Source organism: Arsenophonus sp. aPb, from assembly GCF_029873475.1.
Taxonomy (GTDB): Bacteria; Pseudomonadota; Gammaproteobacteria; order Enterobacterales; family Enterobacteriaceae; genus Arsenophonus.
On sequence record NZ_CP123499.1, the window covers coordinates 2,438,195 to 2,459,822 of the forward strand.

A 21,628-nucleotide genomic window follows, 5' to 3' on the forward strand; every position below is an offset into this window, starting at 1 on the left:
ATTATTTTTGCTAAACAATTAGTTTGCTGTCCTCTCTTAGATAAAAAAACTGGATAAGACGCTAATCGTTATTAGAAAGTAAATTACTAGTTAGTAGACTACAAAAGAAACGGCTACCATTTGTAGCCGCTTTAGATGATATGCCAAAACAAATAAATTTTTAATACTAAGTAAATTCAAGTTTTAAGCCAATACTTTATCATGGCGTAATAAACTTAAGGATAAATCAAAAATCATAACTGACAGAAACCTTCAAAATACGCGGTGTACCCTGAAAAATATAAGTACCATAGTCTTCAACGCCAGACCAATATTTTTCATTAGTTAAGTTATCAATACCAACCCGCCAAACCATCTCATTTTGATTATGATTAACTTGCATATTGTAACGCATTGCCAAATCCAAAGTGGTATAGCTAGCAAGTTTTCTACTATTTTCTATATTTACATATTGGGAACCAGTATGATTTATCCGCATGATTGCCGTTAAACCGTCTATTGATTGAATATCATATTCAGCGCCTATAACCATGTTAAAACGCGGTACTCCAATCGCATCATTACCATCATTGACTCTATCTTGTGTCTTTGTTAACACTGGAGCTAACCAAGTTGCACTAGTATTCAATCGCAAACCTAATACCGGTTCACCAAATATGTTTAATTCTATACCTCGATTACGTTGTTGACCTGCAAGGCTATAACGTTTTGTGACACTATCCAAAAGTGCAGACGGTTTTTTAATTTCAAATAATGCTAATGTGCCGCCGATCCGGTCAAAATCCATTTTCATCCCTATCTCATTTTGCTGGGAATAGGCAATACCTGTACTTTGACCATAATTTGATGCGTCCTTTGGTGCTATGCTTCCCGGTTGCAAGGCTTCAGTATGATTGGCATATAAAGCAACTTGCTGCCATGGTTTGTAAACTAACCCATAGGTAGGCATCCAATGGCTCTTGCTATACCGTGCATCACGTTCTTCAGCACCGGTTTCATTATTATAATTACGAACCTCAACTTTCTGATGACGTGCAGCTATCAATAATTGTAATTTATTATCAAAGGCACTCAATGTATCACTTAATAACCAACCCTGAGTAAAGGCACGACCAGTTGTTAATGGATCAGAATAGTTACCACCAAAAATGGTATTATCCGGCATAGCAACATCATGAGTATGATAAATATTGGTAATAGGATCATTAGTAGACCTTCGCCATGCCATCCTATTACGTTTATTTTGTGCAGAATATCCCATATTCAAGCGATGAGTGATAAAGCCGGTTGCAAGCTGCCCCCTTACGCCTGCCATAGCACTAAACGAATCAGTAAAAAGTTTGGTATCAAGCCGGCTTACTGTTGCATCACCTTTGCGATTTAATATTTTCGGTGAGCTATAGGTACCTATTTCTTGGCTACGTTGACCACCCGCCCCAGCATACATTATCCAATTATCAGCTAGATCATATTCAGCTCGTACCAGACCAAACTGGTTTTCTATATTACTATAACCCCACTTTTGACTATAATTGTGTCTGTTCTTGGGTACTAGTGGGATAAAATCGACGCCACTAATATTCACTCCCATGGTACCACCGTGAAAAGTTTTCTTTTGATAACCGAAATCCAATGAACTTCTAACTCGATTACTATGATAATCCAAAGCAAGCGTGGCTAACGTGGTTCGGCGTTTATCATTTTTTACCGCAGTTTCTCCCTCGCGGTGAACTAAATTGAAACGCGCACCAAACTGATTATCTTCACCAAAACGGCGCCCAACATCTAATATTCCACCTACTTGTGATAGTGAAGTGTAGTCTAAACCTAAACGGGTAATAGGTATATCTTCAGCTCGTTTGGGTTCAAGGTTAATAATACCACCGACGCCAGAAGAAGCGGCACCATTGACTAATGCGTTAGCACCCTTGAAAATTTCCACCCGCTCGATCATTGCGGTATCCACCATCTGACGAGGTAGAATGCCAGGCAATCCACCGAGTGTCATATCATCACCATCTAACTTAAAGCCTCTAATACGATAAGTTTCGGCAAAATTACCAAATCCTTGTACACTCTGAACTCCAGCATCGTTATTGACGACCTCAGCAACAGTTTTTGCCTGTTGATCGCTGACCATTTTCGCCGTATAACCAATGACATTAAATGGAACATCCATGGCATTTTGCTCGCCCAACATACCAAGACGACCACCATGTGCAATATGGCCATCTAGATAGGCTGGCACGAGTGAATCTCCGCCAGATTGAAAGTCATTTTGTGACTTTGCATGCACGACAATTGTATCTTGTTGATTTTTTGTATTATTGATTTCAGCAGTTGCTGTTTGCGCTGTAGTACTCATTGTTAGCATCAATAACGAGCCACAAAATGGTACCCTCATATATTTGATATTTTTCATATTTTATTCAAACAAAAGACTGGTGTTGTAAATAATGACCGACTGGAAAGTTAATTTTCTATAAATCAGCAAAAACTGAACTGAGCAAAAAAGCAGCCAATACTCATTCATACCAATGATGTATTGGAAATAACTTGCCAATATTGGGTCATGATAAAAAAACAGAAACCCTATATAGTAAAAATTATATTTTTTACTATATAGTTACTTATGCGAACTCTTTACGTTTAACGTTTTACCTAAAACGATATATATTCCCTGTCAAATATAGAAAAGCTATCGCTGAAATAGGAATTCCTGCAAGCGCAAATGAGAATTATACTCATTTGATTGAGGTAATCAACAATCTATATAAAATATTAATAACGAAATAAATGTATATTTAGCGTAAGTAATTAGCTAAAACATTTTTTATTTATAAAATTCAATCTATTAACCATTGCTCGTTTAATTAAAATTAATTGATTTAGGGTGTGTTGATATATTTTAAGCATCACCTACTTCAAGATTTAATATAATAAAATAACAAATAAACAAAAATATATAAAAACTTAACTAATATAAAATAGCTTTAATAAAAAACCACTAGTATTAACCAGTGGCTATTAATAAAAATGCTTTTCAATGATAAATTATTGTCTAATCCATTGATTACCATCAGAAACAAACATTAATTTTTCAGATTTATTTATTCTAAGCTGCTTATTATCAAAATAGAGGGTTGAAGAATAGCTAGCATCAGATTTAATATATATTGATTTAAATTTATATTTTCTTGCATCCGGAAAATTAATTTTAGGTGCCCAACTTCCATCATAAGTTTCTATAGCAATTAAAGCATTATAATTTAAAGCGGCAGCTACTTCTTCCACCAAAATATTTTGACTATTCTTTATAGTAACTTTATGGATATTAGGAGGAATAGAGCCATTAAGATTACTAATAGTGTTAATACATTCTCCATCATTACATGCTGCATGAACGACAAATATATTATTACAGTTACCACTAGTGTAAGTACGTTGTTTAGCTAGAATGCGATTATCGCCTAAAGGATTGCGAAACATAGAAGCTTGGGCACCGATATCATAACAAGATTTTAATTGATTATGACCATGAGAATATTCGTCTACAAAACCTTTTGAATTATTTAATTTGCCATAATTATTTGGGACTTCAACAATACCAATCGTAGTTGATTTTCCATCCATTAAATCAGTAATCAAACCAGTAACTAAATTTCCATCTTTACTAACATCCAGTCGATACAAATGCCCGGCTTTCCATTGAATAATAACCTCACACTGTACGCCTGAATCAGCATAATAAAAAAAACGACAATTGCCACTTCGCCACCCTTTAGCTTGTTTAATTGAATAATTAAATGCATGAACGCCATTTTGTCTATTTTGTAATCCAATAAAACCAGTATCTCCATTTATAAAATTAAATTGATTCGCCCAATAATAATTTGATCTCGAGCCGCCATCATTATTAACTTGTAGGAAAAAAGATATTTTATTGAATGCAGCATTGTCAGGCCATTTATGTTGAATTGTTACAATATCACCGACTACAACCGCATTAGATAAACTACTCCATAAAAATATCAAAAATAATAAATAAATTTTCTTCATATAGTTATTCCTATTTATTTTATATTATTTATTAAATGATAAAACAATTGAGTTTTATTTAGTTATCATCCACCAAAAAAATATTTTATAAAAAATTAAAATAATATATTTTTGCTATTGCAAAACAAATTAAAATTATAAAATAATTATATTTAAAATTAAGTTTTATTGACTAGATAGTACTAATTTTAGCAAAATGTAATTATGTTTTAGTTACAATTAATATTTAGGATGAATTATACTACAACCCATTTTTTCAACTAATTTTCCTGGTTTTGATTTTATTGCTTGCTGAATATTTTCTGGTAACCCACTCCAAATAATTAACCCAGTTCTCTGTTCAATTTCTTTTACTGTGACTTGATATTGACAAAAACTCCCACTCTGTGGCGTACTTTGTTCCATAATAAATGCAGCATAAGAAGATTTTTCAGGACTGTCATTTATATATGTCACTTTCCAGTATCCACTAGGGATAAGATGTTTTTTGTCGCTATTAGGTAGCTTACCAATATTTTTTTCATATAAAGGACCTGTTACTGAAAATACCTTATTACCTGCTCTGGCGAGAGCTCTTTCTTGATCTTCTAAACGCGCCCATACGCCTTGATTAAGTTCTGCGACTTGTGGGGTGATATTAGATAAATAATTAAGTGCTGGCCAGTCCGCTAAACCTGCCAAAGAAGCTAATGGCGCCTGATGTCCTCTATCCACTTTTAATGCTTTATTGGCACCAATATAATCCGCTGGAGATAAAGTTTCATCATTACTTAAATTAGGATCTTTTTTCCAATTTCTATCCTTACCGCTGCCTAAGCTATCCATCGTTATTAAGTAGGCAACCCAATTTGCAAATTTAGTATTACTATTATTATTTAGCGTGTAGACTACACGTTGTATCGTGGTATTACTTCCTCCTAATGGACAACCTATTCCACAATTTTGTCTAACTTGAGGCGTAATTTTTTCAATAGGCTTAACAGATGCTGGTTCATGTCGAACAATATTACAACCAGAAATAAGTAAAAATAAAAAAATAAATGGTAAAAATATTTTCATATGATAATTTCTCATCTTAATAGTCAATTTTTTCAAATAAATTTTACTATAATATTTAAACCAACAAACAAGCTATTTGACAACAAGATAAAAGAGCAAAAATAAATATAAAATACAATAAATACTCTTATATAAATAAAATTTACAGTATTTCACAAATGTTATTGCAATGTTGAAAAAGATAGCGCACAATTAATCGTCATTTTCACTTATCATTGGAGGATAATTTTATGACAGGGTTATTGAAAATTTTAGCTATTATCATCTCTATTTTTAACATTAATTGTGGCTATGCTACAACTGATATATTAAATGACAATATAAAAGGCACAGATATAAATACCAACATAGGTTTAAACCCACCTTTTGAAAAAATATTTACAAATATCATTGATGCCACGATAGAAATCAAGAATAACGTTCCTCAGTTATCTAACTGAATTAGACATACCTCTTCAGTAAGAAGAGGTATATTATCTCTGATTTAATAATTACGATTATTTGTTAGCGATCGCAAGATTAGATTTTTGAATAACATTAATAAAATTTGACAATAACATGACTTATTAATATAAATAATTTTATTAAAAAATTTAAATTAAAATATAGAAATATTTATTTACTAATAGTTTCTAAGTAAAACATTTAAATTCGTTTTTATATTGTAGAAATATTACTCTATCAGATAGGCGTTATTCCAATATATTATAAAGTTATTCTAAATTGTTTTCTATTATTTTATCTAATTTCAATTATCGAGCCTTAGTCATTAATAATCATTTTTTATACTTGTAAATGTTAAAAAATGCCACGACTGACCAAGTAATTTCAAAAAACTACAGATTGTCATCTAATGACAACAGTATTATAGATATTTCAACATTCTCTTTCAAATGATAAAGTATCTATTCTGGCAAATAAAAACAAATATGCTTGATTAATATTATCATTAATAACAAATATTCCTTAGACATAACTATCAATTACAAAATAATTTAGAAAACACTATATAAGAAACAAAATTTCAGATTAATATACTATGATAAATATTGTTATTTAATTTATAATCGATAGTGAATTTCACAAAAATAAAGGTTAAAAATGAATAGATTAAAATTAACGATTGCTCTTTCTTCCTGTTTATTATTAGCTGCTTGTGATAAGCAAACAGAAACAACTATGTCAGATAATGAAAATAAACCCATCCCGCTAGCAATTAAAATGATGGGAAATAGTTTCCAGCCTGATGTTAGTAATGTTGTTATTACTCAACGTACTAATCGTATTGAGTCTCCTGATTCAGTTGAAGTAAGTATTGTAGAGTCCGGCCTTTTAGACGATTCTGTCGAAGCAATCAAAACCATTTTTACTTTTATTCTTAAAGATGACAAATGGATCTTAGAAAAACCGCAAGATGTATTAATTAAATGCTATGAAGGTAGAGGACATAAGGATTTTTCACCTGAAACATGTGGCTAATTTATAGTTAAATATTAGCCAAAATACAATAAAATTTTTAAGGTACCGTAACCAATTACGGTACCTTATAAGTTGCGATTAACAGACGAGAAATTATTAGAAATAAAATTAATGTTTATAGCAAATATTAGTAAATGACAATATTTTAACCCTGGTTAATTTTATCTATCTTATTTTATTCAATATTAAATATTGAATAGGATATAAATATTTTATAACAAAAATTAAATATTATACTTATGACCCATTTATTAATATAAATAGCCTAATATTTTCATTTATTAGCATATTATGCTAATAAACTTTATTTTGCTAATTTAGCGGAAATAACATAATCCGCACCATGTTTTAAACTTCCCTGTTGGGCAATACATAAAAGTGCCTGTTGTTCTAATTGATTGATATGCTCAAGCATCGACATCGCTAATTGTCGATCAACGAATGTATTAATCCGCTGGCGGCACATTTCCATTTGGCCTGTCAACCAATTGTGACCATAATTAATTGGATAATGTTTTAGATCTACTATTTCAAATCCAATTTGTTGTAAATGATAGATCACCCAATCGGCCGGATATTCTCGATAAGGACGTTCGCCAGCAAGTAATAAACACGCGTCACGCAAACGGCCAATACTTACCACAAGATGCCCCGCTCGGCAATTTGCATTGTAAGGTACATAAGGCTCTAAACCAGTAAAATAAAGCCGATTAAGAGTTAATGCTTTTAAACGGTATAATAGAGGTATTTGCCAGTAAGGCACAAAACCGTCTACCGCGCCTAATAAATAATCAGCAATAACAGTATCAAATCGTTCATTAACCATGAAATCACTATCAGCCCAATTGCCTAATAAAAGACGATCCTGAGGTCTTTGTCTGGCTGAAATAATTTGCTGAATATCGGCTTTCATATTGATTGCACAAGTTACTGCGGTCCAACTTTCACTCTTAAGCTGGCTGATCCAGCTTAGTGAATTAATGCCTGTACCCGCATCTAATATCTTGCCCCAGGGGTTATTACCATGGATCATTTCAATATGACTAAATAGTGTTGATACCAAATCAATTCCCCTAGAAATTTAGAAAGATAAACTTGCCCCAATGACAAAATTACGACCAGGCAAATACATTTCATTTTTAATATACGAGGTATGATCCCGAGCTGCGCCATTAAATAGATTCTCAATGCGGCCATACAGCATATAATCTAAGTCATTAAAATGATTTTGCCAGGTTAGGCCAATATCAACTCGATTATAACCGGCTGTGGATGTTTCATATTGTGCTGTTTTATGTTGGCTACCAACGTGAGTAAGTCGCAACCGGCCGTTTAAGGATTCAAACCATTGATGTTCAATAGTAGCCGAGATGCGATAAGCCGGGATACGTGGCAAATAACCGCCACTACGAAGCTTGGCTTTAACAATATCACCCTGGACAGAGAACTTGGTATTATCCGTGAGTTGATATGATGCTTCAGCTTCAACCCCATTAAAAACAGCATCTTGCTGTACATAGTGTAGATGGCGATAACCCGCGCCGGGTGAATAACCTGCATCCTTGCCATAAATATATCCATCAATATGGTTATAGTAAGTATTTAAGCCAAATTGGAAATCACCGGCAAATTTGGTAAAACCAATATCAAGATTAGTTGCTGATTCAGCTTTAAGATGTTCATTACCTGTTTCAATCGTCCTTGTTGCAGCATGGATCCCATTCGCATAAAGTTCTTCAGCAATAGGTAAACGTTTAGAATGTGATAATGAGGCCGTCAAGGCATACTCAGGTGCTAATGTCCATGTTACACCGGCCGATCCGGAAGTACCACTATGTTGGCTAGAACGACTACCTTTTGTTACATCAATTTTTTGCCACTCATGACGAACGCCTAATTCATAACGCAATGGACCAGCTTCAAATTCCTCAATTAAAAAAAGCGCCTGATTACGGGTCAAAGTAGCAGGAACATACGCTTCTAAACCTTCAGCAGAAAAATTACGCTGAGTAAACTGTCCACCCATTACCCCGTGCCAACCTAAAATAGGTGCATGGGTTAATTCTAGCCGTCCTTCTGTTGCTTTATTATTAAATGTAGTTTCAACTGTCTGACCTTCAATTTCATCATGACTATAATCTGTATGAGCCGCGCGTAGTCTGATACGTTCAAAGCCGCTAAAAGGATCTGCATATTCGCCACGGATTTCCCAACGTTGCTGTTTCATATTCACAAAAGGAACACCATGGCTGTGATGGTGTTGATGATTGTGCGCATGATTATGCCCATGATGATGCGTATGATCATCTTTCTCACAGTGCCAATTTCCTGAAGAACTGTGTTCATGGCAATGAGCATGACTGTGACCCGGTAAACCATATTCATTTTGTTGAATACCGTATGCCAGACCAATATAACCTTTTTCCCCAATCAAACTGGCGCCGATATTAAAATTATTAGTTCGATTATAGGAACCCGGTAAGCGATAAGAATTTAGCTCACCGGCTCGCTTTGGCATACGATAATCTTGAGTATGACGTTTTAATCCTTCCAATCGTAAGGCAAAATTCTCTTTACCTAATGTTAATCCAACTGACCCCGTATTTTCATTAGCGACACTATTTGTCCGTAAATCAATCTGTCCTGTATAACCTTTTGCTGGTACAGAAGTCGGGATCCGCTCATCTAACACATTAATAACACCACCAATTGCACCACCGCCATATAGTAATGTTGCTGACCCTTTTAAAACTTCAATCCGATTAGCTAAGAAAGGTTCGCTAGTGATCGCGTGATCAGGCCCAGCAATCGAAGCATCAAGTACATCAATTCCATCATTTAGTACTTTAACGCGTGCGCCCGACATACCACGAATAATCGGTTTTATTGCGCCTGCTCCAAAATGGCTACCATTAATACCTGGTATTTCCTCTAATGTTTCAGCAATAGAAGCTTTACGCTGCTGCGTTAACTCCTCTCCCGACAAAACCTTGGTTGGTGTTGTCATCAATAAAGAAGGACGATTTAATGGATCGGTTTTTACAACGATAACATCCTTGTTCTTTTTTTCCGTACTTGGTTTTGGATCTGCCATTACGCCAGATGAAATAGTCATCCCAATTGCTGTTGCCAAACTGGACAATAAAATTTTCTTCATTTTGTTTACATTTCCTATAAACGAGTGCTCTTTAATTCCATTGAATATGTTATGTTATAATATAACATTAACTATAGTGAAAAAATAGCCTATTTTTAACAAATGAAATGATTATTAATAATTTCTGTAATTAATAAATTTTTTAGGGAGGTTTCAATTAAGCTAATCGGGATATTAATTTGTTAATCAATATTTATAGAATTTTATACAAACAATTTAGAGAACAACCGCATATCATGTTAAAAGTACCAACATCACAACCAACAACAAGTTTTACCTGCGACGATTAGTCGTTCCCCTTGATCCAGCTCAAGCCAGAAGTATGATGAATTATTAAAATCTGCCTATCTTGATTAGCGATCTGTCTCTGAGGAAAAAATTTTGTCTATCGTACGCCGCACGTTAATTGTCTTACTTAGTTGCACTTCGCTCTACACTTATGCGGCTTCTAATAAAGAATTAAATATTGCCTGGCCAGTGAATGTTGGGCCACTTAACCCCCATCTCTACACCCCAAACCAAATTTTTGCCCAAAGTATGATTTATGAGCCCTTAGTTAAGTACCAAGCTAATGGACAGGTAAAACCTTGGCTAGCAAAAAGTTGGCAACATTCCGAAGATGGAAGAGTGTGGATTTTTACCTTACGTGATGATGTTACTTTTTCTAACGGTGAACCGTTTAATGCACAAGCCGCTGAAAAAAATTTTCGGGCTATACTCAATAATCGCCGACGTCATGCTTGGCTAGAGTTGACTAATCAGATAACCAATGTTAAAGCGTTAAGTAACAGCCAGTTACAAATCACACTTAAAAGCGCTTATTACCCTTTCCTACAGGAACTCTCTTTACCCCGTCCTTTCCGTTTTATCGCACCTTCACAGTTTAAAAAAAATGAAACTATGGATGGTATCATTGCCCCAATTGGTACTGGGCCGTGGAAGTTACAGACCTCAAAACTTAATCAATATGATGTCTTGCTACGTAATGATCATTACTGGGGCAAAAAACCTGTATTAGAAAAAATAACCATCAAAGTGATCCCCGATCCAATCAGCCGAGCTATCGCATTTGAAGCTGGCGATATCGATCTACTATACGGTAATGATGGACTGTTACCGCCCGAAACTTTCGCTTACTTAAGCCGTAATCCACAGTACCATACCCAACTCTCTGCCCCAATTGAAACGGTAATGTTAGCCTTAAATTCTGCGCGAACACCAACTAAAGAGTTAGCAGTACGCGAAGCACTTAACTATGCTGTTGATAAAAAAAAGCTGATTGCCAATACGTTTTATGCTACCCAAAAAGTAGCCAATACCTTGTTTGCGCCAACGGTGCCATACGCCAATATCAAACTTACTGCGCGGGAATATGACCCGCAGAAAGCTAAAGCATTATTGGATAGTGCTGGCTGGATATTACCAACAGGCAAAACAATCCGTGAGAAGGCGGGCGAACCATTAAGAATAGAACTAGCTTTTGTTGCAACCGACGCACTTAATAAATCAATGGCTGAAGTTATTCAGGCTAACCTACAGCAAATTGGTGTAGACACAAGACTAATAGGCGAAGAAGAAAGCAGCTTTTATACCCGTCAACGCGATGGCCGATTTAGCATGATTTTTAATCGCACCTGGGGTACGCCTTACGATCCATACGCTTTTATGAGCTCGATGCGGGTACCTTCACATGCTGATTATCAAGCTCAATTAGGCTTACCGGACAAAAAGATTATTGATAATGAAATCACCGAGATCCTGACAACAACCGATGAGCAACAGCGCAAAATGTTATACGTTGATGTACTAACTCGATTACATCATTCAGCGGTTTATCTGCCAATTAGTTACATATCACTCATGAGCATCTCACGTCCGCAATTGGGTCATATCCCGTTTGCACCTATATCGACAGAAATTGCATTTGAGCAAATCAAGCCGGAGAAATCATAATGTTGCGCTACATTTTGCGGCGTATTTTACTACTAATACCGTTGCTATTAGCCGCCTCAGTTATTGTTTTCGTACTGCTGCGTTATGGCACGGGCGATCCTGCCATGGACTATTTACGACTGTCAAATCTGCCACCTACACCAGAAATGTTGGCATCAACACGAATAATGCTTGGCCTTGATCAACCGTTGACTGCGCAATATGGAACATGGTTATGGAAAGCACTACATCTAGACTTTGGCAATTCATATGCAACTCAACGTCCTGTACTAAATGATCTTTTACAATTTTTGCCAGCAACTTTGCAACTAGCTGGAGCGGCATTATTCATTATTTTATTTACCTCGATACCCTTAGGGATCTGGGCAGCGCGCCATCGTAATCGCTTACCCGATTTTGTCGTACGCATCATCGCATTTTTAGGCGTTTCCATGCCAAACTTCTGGCTAGCCTTCCTATTAATCATGTTATTTTCAGTTTGGCTAAAATGGTTACCTGCTCTAGGTTATGGTAGCTGGCAACATATTATCCTACCGGCATTTTCTATTGCTTTGATGTCACTAGCAATTAATGCCAGACTGTTACGTGCTAGTATGTTAGAAGTTGCAGGACAACGACACGTTAACTGGGCAAGATTACGCGGACTCAACGAGAAACAAACTGAAAGACGACATATTTTACGTAATGCGTCACTACCGATAGTAACAGCTCTTGGGATGCACATTGGTGAACTGATTGGCGGCACCATGATTATTGAAAGCATATTTGCCTGGCCCGGTATAGGTCGATACGCAGTATCGGCAATTTTTAATCGAGACTATCCGGTGATCCAATGTTTCACCTTAATGATGGTGGTGGTTTATATGCTATGCAATCTGTTGGTTGATCTGCTTAATGCCGTTCTTGACCCACGGATCCGACATCAAGAAAGGGAAAATGCATGAATTTTTACCTTTCAACTCGTTGGTCTGTACGCTTAGCGATCATCATTATTGCGCTACTGATTATAATAGCCCTTACCAGCCATTGGTGGCTACCTTATGATCCACAAGCGATCGAGCTAACACAACGGCTACTACCACCAAATCAGCAACACTGGCTTGGCACCGACCACTTAGGTCGCGATATTTTCTCTCGTTTATTAGCAGCAACACGCGTGTCACTTGGCTCAGTCATACTGTGCCTTATATTAATCCTGGCATTGGGGTTAAGCATTGGTGCAAGCGCTGGGTTATTGGGTGGCAAAATAGACCAAATTCTGATGCGTATCACTGAGCTTTTTATGACGTTTCCTACTTCAATTCTATCATTTTTTATGGTTGGCGTTTTAGGAACAGGGCTAACAAATGTAATTATTGCTATCGCTTTATCACACTGGGCTTGGTATGCACGTATGGTGCGTAGTATTGTTATTTCTCTGCGTCAACGCGAATTTATTCTCATAGCAAGAATGTATGGTGCTAGTAGCGGACGTTTATTCATCGATCACCTAGCTGGTGCAATCCTCCCATCGTTATTAGTTTTGGCAACCTTAGATCTTGGTCATATGATGCTACATGTGGCTGGTATGTCTTTTCTTGGATTAGGCGTTACTGCCCCAACGGCTGAATGGGGAGTCATGATTAATGATGCTCGCCAATATATCTGGACTCAACCACTACAAATATTGTGGCCAGGTTTAGCACTGTTTTTGACGGTGATGGCTTTTAACCTACTTGGGGATGCCCTACGCGATCATCTCGATCCTTATCTGGTAGCGGAGCATAACGATTAATGTCACAGAAAATTGAGTTGCAAAATATAACACTTAAAGCTCAACGACCGCTGGTACAAGATGTGTCGCTAACGATCAAGAAAGGCAAAGTGCTAGCATTAGTCGGCAGCAGTGGTTGTGGCAAATCATTAACTTGCGCCGCCATGCTCGGCATACTACCTGCGGGCGTAAATCAAACAGACGGAAATTTATTGCTGGATAGGCAAATTATCTCTCCTCAACAGTTACGTGGCACACATATAGCAACTATCATGCAAAATCCACGTAGTGCTTTCAATCCGCTTAATACAATGATTAGCCATATAAAAGAAACCCGCCACGCTCTCGGCAAACCTGTCGATAGTGCAATGATAAAAGCAACATTACAGTCAGTTGGATTAGAAAATGCTGACCATATACTTTCACTTTATCCTTTTGAAATGAGCGGTGGAATGTTACAACGAATGATGATAGCAATAGCGATACTCAGTGATACGCCTTTTATCATTGCGGATGAACCAACGACTGACCTTGATACAGTTGCCCAAACTCATCTTCTTGATCTACTAAAAAATATTATCCAAACTCGTGCAATTGGTATGTTATTGGTCACTCATGATATGGGGGTAGTTGCTCGTTTGGCTGATGACGTCGCCGTTATGCATGATGGTAAAATTGTCGAATATAGCAACGTTAACGCGATCTTCCATCGACCTAAGCACCAAATTACGCGTAATCTACTGGCAGCACATTTGGCATTATATGATCTGGGGTTATCTGTATGACATTACTTAATATTGACAAAGTCACTTTTGGCTATCCCCGTCAGCCTCTACTTTTTAACCAAATAACGCTAGCACTGAAGGCAGGAGAAAGCGTTGCTTTATTGGGACGCAGTGGTTGTGGAAAAAGCACGTTAGCCCGTTTATTGATAGGCCTTGTCTCTCCTAGTTCTGGTGAGATCCGCTGGTGCGGAACGTCTCTAACCAAACTGAAAGGAAAAGCAATGAAGCAGTTTCGTAAAGATATTCAGATCGTATTCCAAGATCCAATAACAGCCGTTAACCCACGTAAAACCATAGACGAAATTATTCGTGAACCCATTCAACACCTTTTATCACTAACTAAAAAGGAAGAACAGGCGCGCATAGCTAAAATGCTAGATGCGGTTGAATTGGATAGTTTCCTACTCAATCAAAGCCCATCTCAACTAAGTGGTGGTCAATTACAGCGTGTATGCCTGGCACGTGCGATGGCTGTCGAGCCTAAATTGTTGATTCTTGATGAGGCCGTTTCTAATCTCGATCTGATACTACAAGCTGAAATTATTCAGTTACTTAAAAATCTTCAGCAACAATTTTACACAGCCTGTTTATTCATTACCCATGACTTACGATTAGTTGAACGCCTCTGTCAACAACTCATGATAATGGAAAATGGCCAAATTATTGAAACTTCAGTGATAGAAACGCCATTGACCTTACACTCGAAAACCGGTAAGGCACTACAGAATGCAGTTTTGCCAGCATTTCCTGTATGTAATGACAATTCCATAGCAGAGGTGTTTTTTTAATTTAAACACAGACTGTCCAGGTAAACTTTCAGTAAATCCGTGATGATTTGCTGAAAATATTTTTTAATTTGCCTACTTTCACTATTTATTCCTCTTACTGATATATGACCAGCTAATTTATTTAATAATGGACTTTGACAAAAATTAGCATATTTTTAAATAATAATACTTAACACTTTATTAACCGTTAAGGATAAAAATATGGCTTATTATGGTTGGGTTCTTATCAAATTTATTATTGGATTTGTCATTGTTATTACACATTTAAACCTTTCAGGTAAAACACAACTATCGCAAATGACGCCGATTGATTTTATAGGTAATTTTGTTTTAGGAGGCATAATTGGTGGGGTAATTTACACAGATTCAATTCCTCTATATCAATACATTATCGTTTTGCTTATTGGTGTTTCATTGGTTTCCTTATTGAATTTTATTAGCAAACATATCCACTGCATTCGTTCTGTCACCATTGGTGATCCAATTCCAATTATTAAACATGGCAAATTTTTAATGGAAAACATTCTGCAAAACAAAAATAAAATAGATATTTTAAAAATCTCCTCACAGCTGAGAGCACAAGGGATACATTCTTTTCAAGAAGTTGTTTATGCGCAAATTGAACCAGATGGACAGATGACCGCTGTTTGTGAGGGCGCAAAAATGCCATCGGTGATCTTAATGAAAGATGGTGAAATAAGAAACGCGGGGCTTAACGAAATTGAAAAAGATAAAGATTGGCTATTAAAAAAAATGAAAAAATTCAAAATCCAAGAAAAAAATGTATTTATTGCTGAATTCTGGCAAGGTAATTTATTATTTATATTAAAAAATGGTGATATTAAAAAACTACCTGCTGACTTGCTTAAAAAAGAGCTAAAATAATTTATTTGCACTACAGTAAGCAACCAAATTCAATTTTTACCTTCTAAGCAAGATTTTCTAAAAAGCTAAACATTCTGATATCAGCAAATATTTTTTAATTAACCGGCTGATTAAAATATTTTTAGCTGCCAACTGGGCTAACTTAAAAATAGTTATAAAGTACCCAGCTATTTTTAATATTTTCATTCAATAAAACTTATATCATGATTATAAAAATTAAATTTATCATCACTAAGTTAATAAAAAATAGTAAACCAGATTAAATGTAAAATTTCCTTTTATAAAATATATAGATTAACTCGACTCGACTATCTCTGTTTTTTTACTAACTCACTAAATTCGTTGACACAGCTCACTTTATATCAACATACCAGCAATTAATCCTTCCCATTAGCACTGAAATACTATGGCCATAAGCCGATAACGACACTGCTGTCTCTTTTTGCGGCAACTGCTTAAGAACAAAAAAAGCCAGCATTCAAGCTGGCCAACACCAGGGAAAACAACGACTTCGGCAATAAATTTGGTAGTATTATAATACAGCAAAAAACTATTAAAAATAACGAATATAACCTTTAATGTTCAAATAATAACCATCCCATTAACTACTTTGATGTTAATCAAAATGTAATATGTGGTTAGCCAAAAGTGAACAATAGATAATTTAATTTTAAATGACAAATAGACACCGGAATGACACAGCACCTACTCTAATTGAGATAAAAAATTCAAGTGAATATCGAGGCAAATTGCCAGATATGTAGAGCTCGCGCTGGAAGGTTTAACTGAAAAATGTGAAACAAGAAGCGACAGAGAACACTAAGCAGTAACAGATATGTCAGCGCTGCTTTGATTGAGCTTAACGCAATGAAAAATACTATCCTGCAGAAACTAAAAAAATGATGCCAAAATCAGGACGTATTTTGCCTATATCATTAAAGCGTTAAACAAATAATCCATAATGGGTTAAAGCACCTAAGGGGCGCTTGTATATTTATTTATAAACAAAAGTAAATCTTGTTTTTTTACAACCATAGTTATTTTTAGTATATTAGGTAAAGTAAAACACTTTACATCTTGAGGAATTTTTTGGCTAAAATGTGTTCTAAACTATAGCTGAGTGAATAATAATTACATTTTAAAGAAATTTTTAGTATAAAAAACGGCCTAACATATAACTAAAAGAATAATAGTTATACTTAAAGTAATAATGCGCAAATAACGTTCTCATATAACAATAAATAGCTATTTAAGAATCGACTTGTTAACAATAGAATCAAGGTAAAGATTTACTAGTAAAACTTGAATCGCATACAGTGATAAATAGAGGTAGACTATGTCGCAAGAACAGGAAAAAGATAAGAAAGTTCGTAAAACTATTAAGCGTTCTGCTGAATATAAAAAGGCTATGTCTGATGCTTTTAAAATAGCAGCAAAGGAAATGGAAAAAGTGAGATAGGAATTAATGGCAGTAAAAATAACCCGAAGCTTTCATGTAAAGAAAATTTTATCAGATCTCGTTGTTAATTTAGGTCCTATCGCAGAATTATTTATCACTGAATTCGAAGAATATAAACAAAAGTGTATTGAGTTTGATGATATTCCTATCCCCCCGTACCATATCCAACTGAAACATCCCTCTCATATTGAGACTATTGGCAGAGATAAACCAATGGAAAGGCCTCACTCTGCCAGGCACGAAGAGTTACATCATACTCATCTGTGGCAAGAAAATTGTATCTGGCAAGATGACGGCGGTAAGCTAGTGCAATGGAATAGCACAAGTGATTCATTCATTGTTTATTCCTACTTTATTGACAAAATTGGTGTCCATCACTTTTATATTATTGATTTAGTGTATGACAAAGCACATACCTTAATAGAAAATAACAAACAAATTCTAAAATGGGTCGCTATTGCTAAACAATTTCGGCTGCAAAATATCTGATATAGTGCTAATAACATCAAAATCCCGTGCTTACCTTGATCTACTGGACGATAAAAGAACCTAGATTTTGATATACTAATTGAAATAAAATTACTCCAATCCGTTATTGACTATCGTATCAATGCTCAAATCGAGCAATACGGTTATCTATTTTAATAAGAATAAATTCATGCACACATCCTGTTTGTCAAAGTCTGAACGTATACTCTTTCCGTTAAGTTTAACCTTATTTGAATTTAGCGTGTATATCGCTAATGATATGATCCAACCCGCCATGTTAGAAGTGGTAGCAAATTTTAATGCTAGCGTAAAATGGATCCCCACTTCCATGACCGCTTATCTAGCCGGGGGCGTCTTCTTACAATGGCTATTTGGACCGTTATCAGATAAACGTGGTCGACGTCCCATTATGCTTATTGGCGTCTTGTTCTTTACTATTAGTTGTTTAGCCATTTTACTCGTTTCGAATATCGAGCAGTTTATTGCCATGCGATTCTTACAAGGCATAGGGCTATGCTTTATTGGTTCAGTTGGCTATGCAACTATTCAAGAGGCATTTAACGAAACAGTCTGCGTTAAAATTATTGCGCTAATGGCCAATGTAGCTTTGATTGCCCCTTTATTAGGGCCATTGGCCGGTGCTACATTAATTAATATCCTTCCCTGGCAAGGCATATTTGTTATTTTTGCTGTTTTAGCGTTGATCTCATTTGTCGGTTTGTTTTTCTTCATGCCGGAAACAGTAAAGCAAAAAGGGGAAGCATTATCTTTTCCCCATCTATGGTGTGATTATAAACAAGTGTTAAAAAACCGACGTTTTATCAGCGGCGCACTGGCGATAGGATTTGCCGCCGTACCGCTCCTTGCCTGGATAGCGCTTTCCCCCGTTATTCTTATCAGTGGAGAACAGCTGTCAATGCTCACCTACGCGCTGTTACAAATACCGGTTTTTGGTGGATTAATTATTGGTAACCTAACACTAAGCCATTTAACTGGGAAAAAAACCTTAGTTCAACTGATTAAATTTGGTGGTAAACCGATAATCTTTGGTTTAATTATTGCGACAAGTTCAGCATTTTTCTCATCAGGCACTTACCTATGGATAACAATAGGTCTATCTATATATGCCTTCGGGCTTGGTATGACTAACGCCTGTCTAATCCGACTCACTTTATTTTCCAGTGATGTTAGCAAAGGCACTGTTTCTGCCGCTATGGGCATCATTAACATGGTAATATTTATATTAGGCATAGAGCTTGCCAAAATAGTTTATCTATGGAGAGATGCAAGTGCTTTTAATCTGCTAAATTTATTTTGCGGCTTATGCTGGTTGCTGTTAGTCATATTTTTTACTTACAAACTCCCCCAAAAAGAAGAAGCATCCACAATTAAACAACTCTGACGATTTTCACTTATTCGGATAGCCACAACTGCATGCAGCTGTGGCTAATGATATTTTTATAACCAACAATTACGCTAATTTATTCTTCAATGAACTAGACAACCAACATAAATTTTTAGTATTAAGAAATATAACGACAAAATTTAAAACTAATAAAAATACTCTAAATTTAGACATTAATTTAATCCAATTAATAATAAAACCTAACGAATACATAGTAACTTCTCAAAAATTAGGCATCACATCCTACGATTAATCGCCGCTATTAAATTTAATTACACCATTGCAAAAATCACCAATAATTTACACATAAATTATGATTATGCATCAATTGAAATAATGTTAATTAACAAATAAAACAAATTCTTTTCATAAAAAATATCTGTTATGATTATTTTCTATTAAAGACAATATAAATATATATTATTGGTGAATGCATGTTCAATAAAGTATTAAATATTTTCCATCATAATAAATTCAGTATATCTGCTGCATTATTAGAAAAAAATGATATAGAAAATAAAAATATTAAACTAGGAAAGTTAATGGGAAGTGGTACAGAGGGAAAAGTATATCAAGATGCCAATAATAAACATTTTTATATAAAAAAACCGTATATTAATGATAGCTATATAGAATCCAAAATGAGAGAACAGGTAGACTGTTTTAATAAATATTATGGCGAAGGATCAGCGGCTTTAATAGAAAATGATGGTATATTTTATATTAGAATGTATAAAGTACCTGGAGTACCAATTAGTAGCATTGATGATAAAATATTTCCACCCAGTGCGCAGGAGCGCTTTCAGCATATGATTTGCGATTTAGGGGATGCAGGCATTATGCATGTTGATTTAAACTTTAAAAACATTCTTTATGATAAAGAAACAAATACCTTTTATCCAATAGATTTTTCTAACGGGCGTGAAACGTATCACAGTGGAAGCAAAAACATCAAAAACTCAATAAATAGTGTTTCAGAAATGATGTATGATTGGGCACTTAAGTATATTATCGAACATACATACTAACCTACCAAAAATCAAAATAATCCCTATCAATCTCGCTGAGTATAAGCAATAACAAAACTGCTTTCAGCGATTTACAATATCAATTCAACCAACTTTCATACTAAAGTGTTAGAACATTAACAACAGCAATAAAACCTAATAATACCTCAACCATTAGTATCCCCTCAAAAATTAGGTGTCACAGCCTGCGGTCTCCACCAATAGGTTTGGTTAAACTCTTGCTTTTACCTTATCGCCATTCTTTGATCGTTTTCTTTTCAACCACTACATTAATGCGGGTAATTTCTCCCACCTTGTCTAATAACCGCGTTGATAATAACTTTTTAGCTTATAAATGGTTTTGCTAACCCGATTTAGTATGCCTTATAATAACCAGTGCATTCAACAGTTGTCTTAGCGCAACCGTGTTTACCACAGGCACAGCCAATGCGAGTTAACATGAGATTTATCCTTTATTTATATTTAGTATTAAGAAAACTTCTGTTTAATATCTAGTCAATAATTTTTAACACTAATTGTGTGAAAACTTATATAAAAAATACAATACAGACATCTCTACACAATTTTATTGCCTTTACACTAATACTATTGAGTTACTACATAAATTAACTATTGTTAGTTATTCTTATTTACGTTTGGAAAATAAAATATGAAATCTTTATGCAAAATTGTTATTGTTACAGTTTTTCTAACATTTAGTTATTTATCATCAGCAGAAGATAACAATGTCACGACTGATACAAATAAAAAGCCAACCAAAAAATGTTTTATACGTTTTGACAGCCCTAGTAAATGTACGCCTGTAAACTACATCATTGATGGTTTGCCTAATGCTAAGTAATTTTCATTTTCAACAGTAGCAAAGTGGCAAAAAGTATTTTGTAATTAATTTTAAATATTTTTTATTTAATAATGAAAGGATAAATTATGAAATTGATATTCAAGGCATTAACTATCATCTCACTTTTAGTACTTAGCTTTCTTTCTTTAGCAGATAATAATGATGAGACTATACCGAGAGATATGAGTTATGAAGGTTTGATTGAAGCACATTTACCTGAAGCACATTTTCCTGAAACCAATTTAATTAAAGCTTATTTACCTGAAGCATATTGATCATGAGCCAATTTGCATAGCTACGAAATGATGTTACACCAGTAACGATAATCCTACACACTTTGTATCGACCAATAGAAATTACGAAACAAGTTTTCGTCTTTCGTTCTTAGCACAACAGCTAAATAAACATACCTCTTCACATTAGGAAGAGGTAAATAATAAACCGCAGCTATTTTACCAAATATAAATCTATTTTGTTTCTTACTAGCG

The 21,628-nt window shown here is 35.1% G+C and carries 18 protein-coding genes; 13 read left to right on the forward strand and 5 right to left on the reverse strand.

From position 1 onward, the window contains the following. Positions 1–226: 226 nt before the first annotated feature. The 3 genes from QE177_RS10865 to QE177_RS10875 form a co-directional block, all read right to left on the reverse strand. Entirely contained in the window at positions 227–2,422 is a 2,196-nt protein-coding gene (locus tag QE177_RS10865) for a TonB-dependent siderophore receptor (protein ID WP_280549552.1), read from the reverse strand. A 632-nt stretch (positions 2,423–3,054) separates the two neighbouring features. Beyond that, a complete protein-coding gene (locus tag QE177_RS10870) occupies positions 3,055–4,059 on the reverse strand; it encodes a hypothetical protein (RefSeq protein ID WP_280549553.1) in 1,005 nt (334 codons plus the stop codon). 219 nt (positions 4,060–4,278) lie between these two features. Then, positions 4,279–5,118: a DNA/RNA non-specific endonuclease gene (locus QE177_RS10875; protein ID WP_280549555.1), complete on the reverse strand. Its 840-nt coding sequence runs from the start codon at positions 5,116–5,118 to the stop codon at positions 4,279–4,281. A gap of 230 nt (positions 5,119–5,348) precedes the next feature. Between QE177_RS10875 and QE177_RS10880 the strand changes: the two genes are divergently transcribed. Together QE177_RS10880 and QE177_RS10885 are read left to right on the forward strand one after the other, a co-directional pair. Beyond that, entirely contained in the window at positions 5,349–5,558 is a 210-nt protein-coding gene (locus tag QE177_RS10880) for a hypothetical protein (protein WP_280549557.1), read from the forward strand. 661 nt (positions 5,559–6,219) lie between these two features. After that, positions 6,220–6,597 carry a hypothetical protein gene (locus QE177_RS10885; RefSeq protein ID WP_280549559.1) on the forward strand — a complete coding sequence of 126 codons (378 nt, stop codon included), beginning with the start codon at positions 6,220–6,222 and terminating at the stop codon, positions 6,595–6,597. A 304-nt stretch (positions 6,598–6,901) separates the two neighbouring features. On the opposite strand, the gene QE177_RS10890 is transcribed toward QE177_RS10885, so the two are convergent. Further along, positions 6,902–7,660: a hypothetical protein gene (locus QE177_RS10890; RefSeq protein ID WP_280549561.1), complete on the reverse strand. Its 759-nt coding sequence runs from the start codon at positions 7,658–7,660 to the stop codon at positions 6,902–6,904. Positions 7,661–7,678: 18 nt separating this feature from the next. Further along, entirely contained in the window at positions 7,679–9,754 is a 2,076-nt protein-coding gene (locus QE177_RS10895) for a TonB-dependent receptor (protein ID WP_280549563.1), read from the reverse strand. Between the two features lie 378 nt (positions 9,755–10,132). Here QE177_RS10895 and nikA point away from each other — a divergent pair, with 378 nt between their 5' ends. The 11 genes from nikA (at position 10,133) to QE177_RS10950 (ending at position 21,415) form a co-directional block, all read left to right on the forward strand. Beyond that, positions 10,133–11,707 carry a nickel ABC transporter substrate-binding protein gene (gene nikA, locus QE177_RS10900; RefSeq protein ID WP_280552271.1) on the forward strand — a complete coding sequence of 525 codons (1,575 nt, stop codon included), beginning with the start codon at positions 10,133–10,135 and terminating at the stop codon, positions 11,705–11,707. Then, positions 11,707–12,651: a nickel ABC transporter permease subunit NikB gene (gene nikB, locus QE177_RS10905; RefSeq protein ID WP_280549565.1), complete on the forward strand. Its 945-nt coding sequence runs from the start codon at positions 11,707–11,709 to the stop codon at positions 12,649–12,651. The genes nikA and nikB overlap by 1 nt, the downstream gene beginning before the upstream one ends. Beyond that, positions 12,648–13,481 (forward strand): nickel ABC transporter permease subunit NikC, encoded by an 834-nt coding sequence (gene nikC, locus QE177_RS10910; protein WP_280549567.1) that lies wholly within the window; start codon positions 12,648–12,650, stop codon positions 13,479–13,481. Before nikB ends, nikC begins: the two co-directional genes overlap by 4 nt. Then, complete coding sequence (locus QE177_RS10915) at positions 13,481–14,245, forward strand: nickel import ATP-binding protein NikD (protein ID WP_280549569.1); 765 nt, start codon at positions 13,481–13,483, stop codon at positions 14,243–14,245. The genes nikC and QE177_RS10915 overlap by 1 nt, the downstream gene beginning before the upstream one ends. Continuing rightward, complete coding sequence (gene nikE / locus QE177_RS10920) at positions 14,242–15,033, forward strand: nickel import ATP-binding protein NikE (RefSeq protein ID WP_280549571.1); 792 nt, start codon at positions 14,242–14,244, stop codon at positions 15,031–15,033. The genes QE177_RS10915 and nikE overlap by 4 nt, the downstream gene beginning before the upstream one ends. Positions 15,034–15,234: 201 nt before the next feature. Beyond that, a complete protein-coding gene (locus QE177_RS10925) occupies positions 15,235–15,918 on the forward strand; it encodes a YetF domain-containing protein (RefSeq protein WP_280549573.1) in 684 nt (227 codons plus the stop codon). A 1,336-nt stretch (positions 15,919–17,254) separates the two neighbouring features. Continuing rightward, positions 17,255–17,377, forward strand: coding sequence for a hypothetical protein (locus QE177_RS10930; RefSeq protein WP_280549575.1), 123 nt, complete (start codon positions 17,255–17,257; stop codon positions 17,375–17,377). Positions 17,378–17,383: 6 nt separating this feature from the next. Further along, complete coding sequence (locus tag QE177_RS10935; protein ID WP_280549577.1) at positions 17,384–17,866, forward strand: type II toxin-antitoxin system YafO family toxin; 483 nt, start codon at positions 17,384–17,386, stop codon at positions 17,864–17,866. 169 nt (positions 17,867–18,035) lie between these two features. Further along, positions 18,036–19,268, forward strand: coding sequence for an MFS transporter (locus QE177_RS10940; protein ID WP_280549580.1), 1,233 nt, complete (start codon positions 18,036–18,038; stop codon positions 19,266–19,268). 437 nt (positions 19,269–19,705) lie between these two features. After that, positions 19,706–20,299 carry a lipopolysaccharide kinase InaA family protein gene (locus tag QE177_RS10945; protein ID WP_280549582.1) on the forward strand — a complete coding sequence of 198 codons (594 nt, stop codon included), beginning with the start codon at positions 19,706–19,708 and terminating at the stop codon, positions 20,297–20,299. 927 nt (positions 20,300–21,226) lie between these two features. Beyond that, positions 21,227–21,415: a hypothetical protein gene (locus tag QE177_RS10950; protein WP_280549584.1), complete on the forward strand. Its 189-nt coding sequence runs from the start codon at positions 21,227–21,229 to the stop codon at positions 21,413–21,415. The last annotated feature ends 213 nt before the right edge of the window (positions 21,416–21,628 follow it).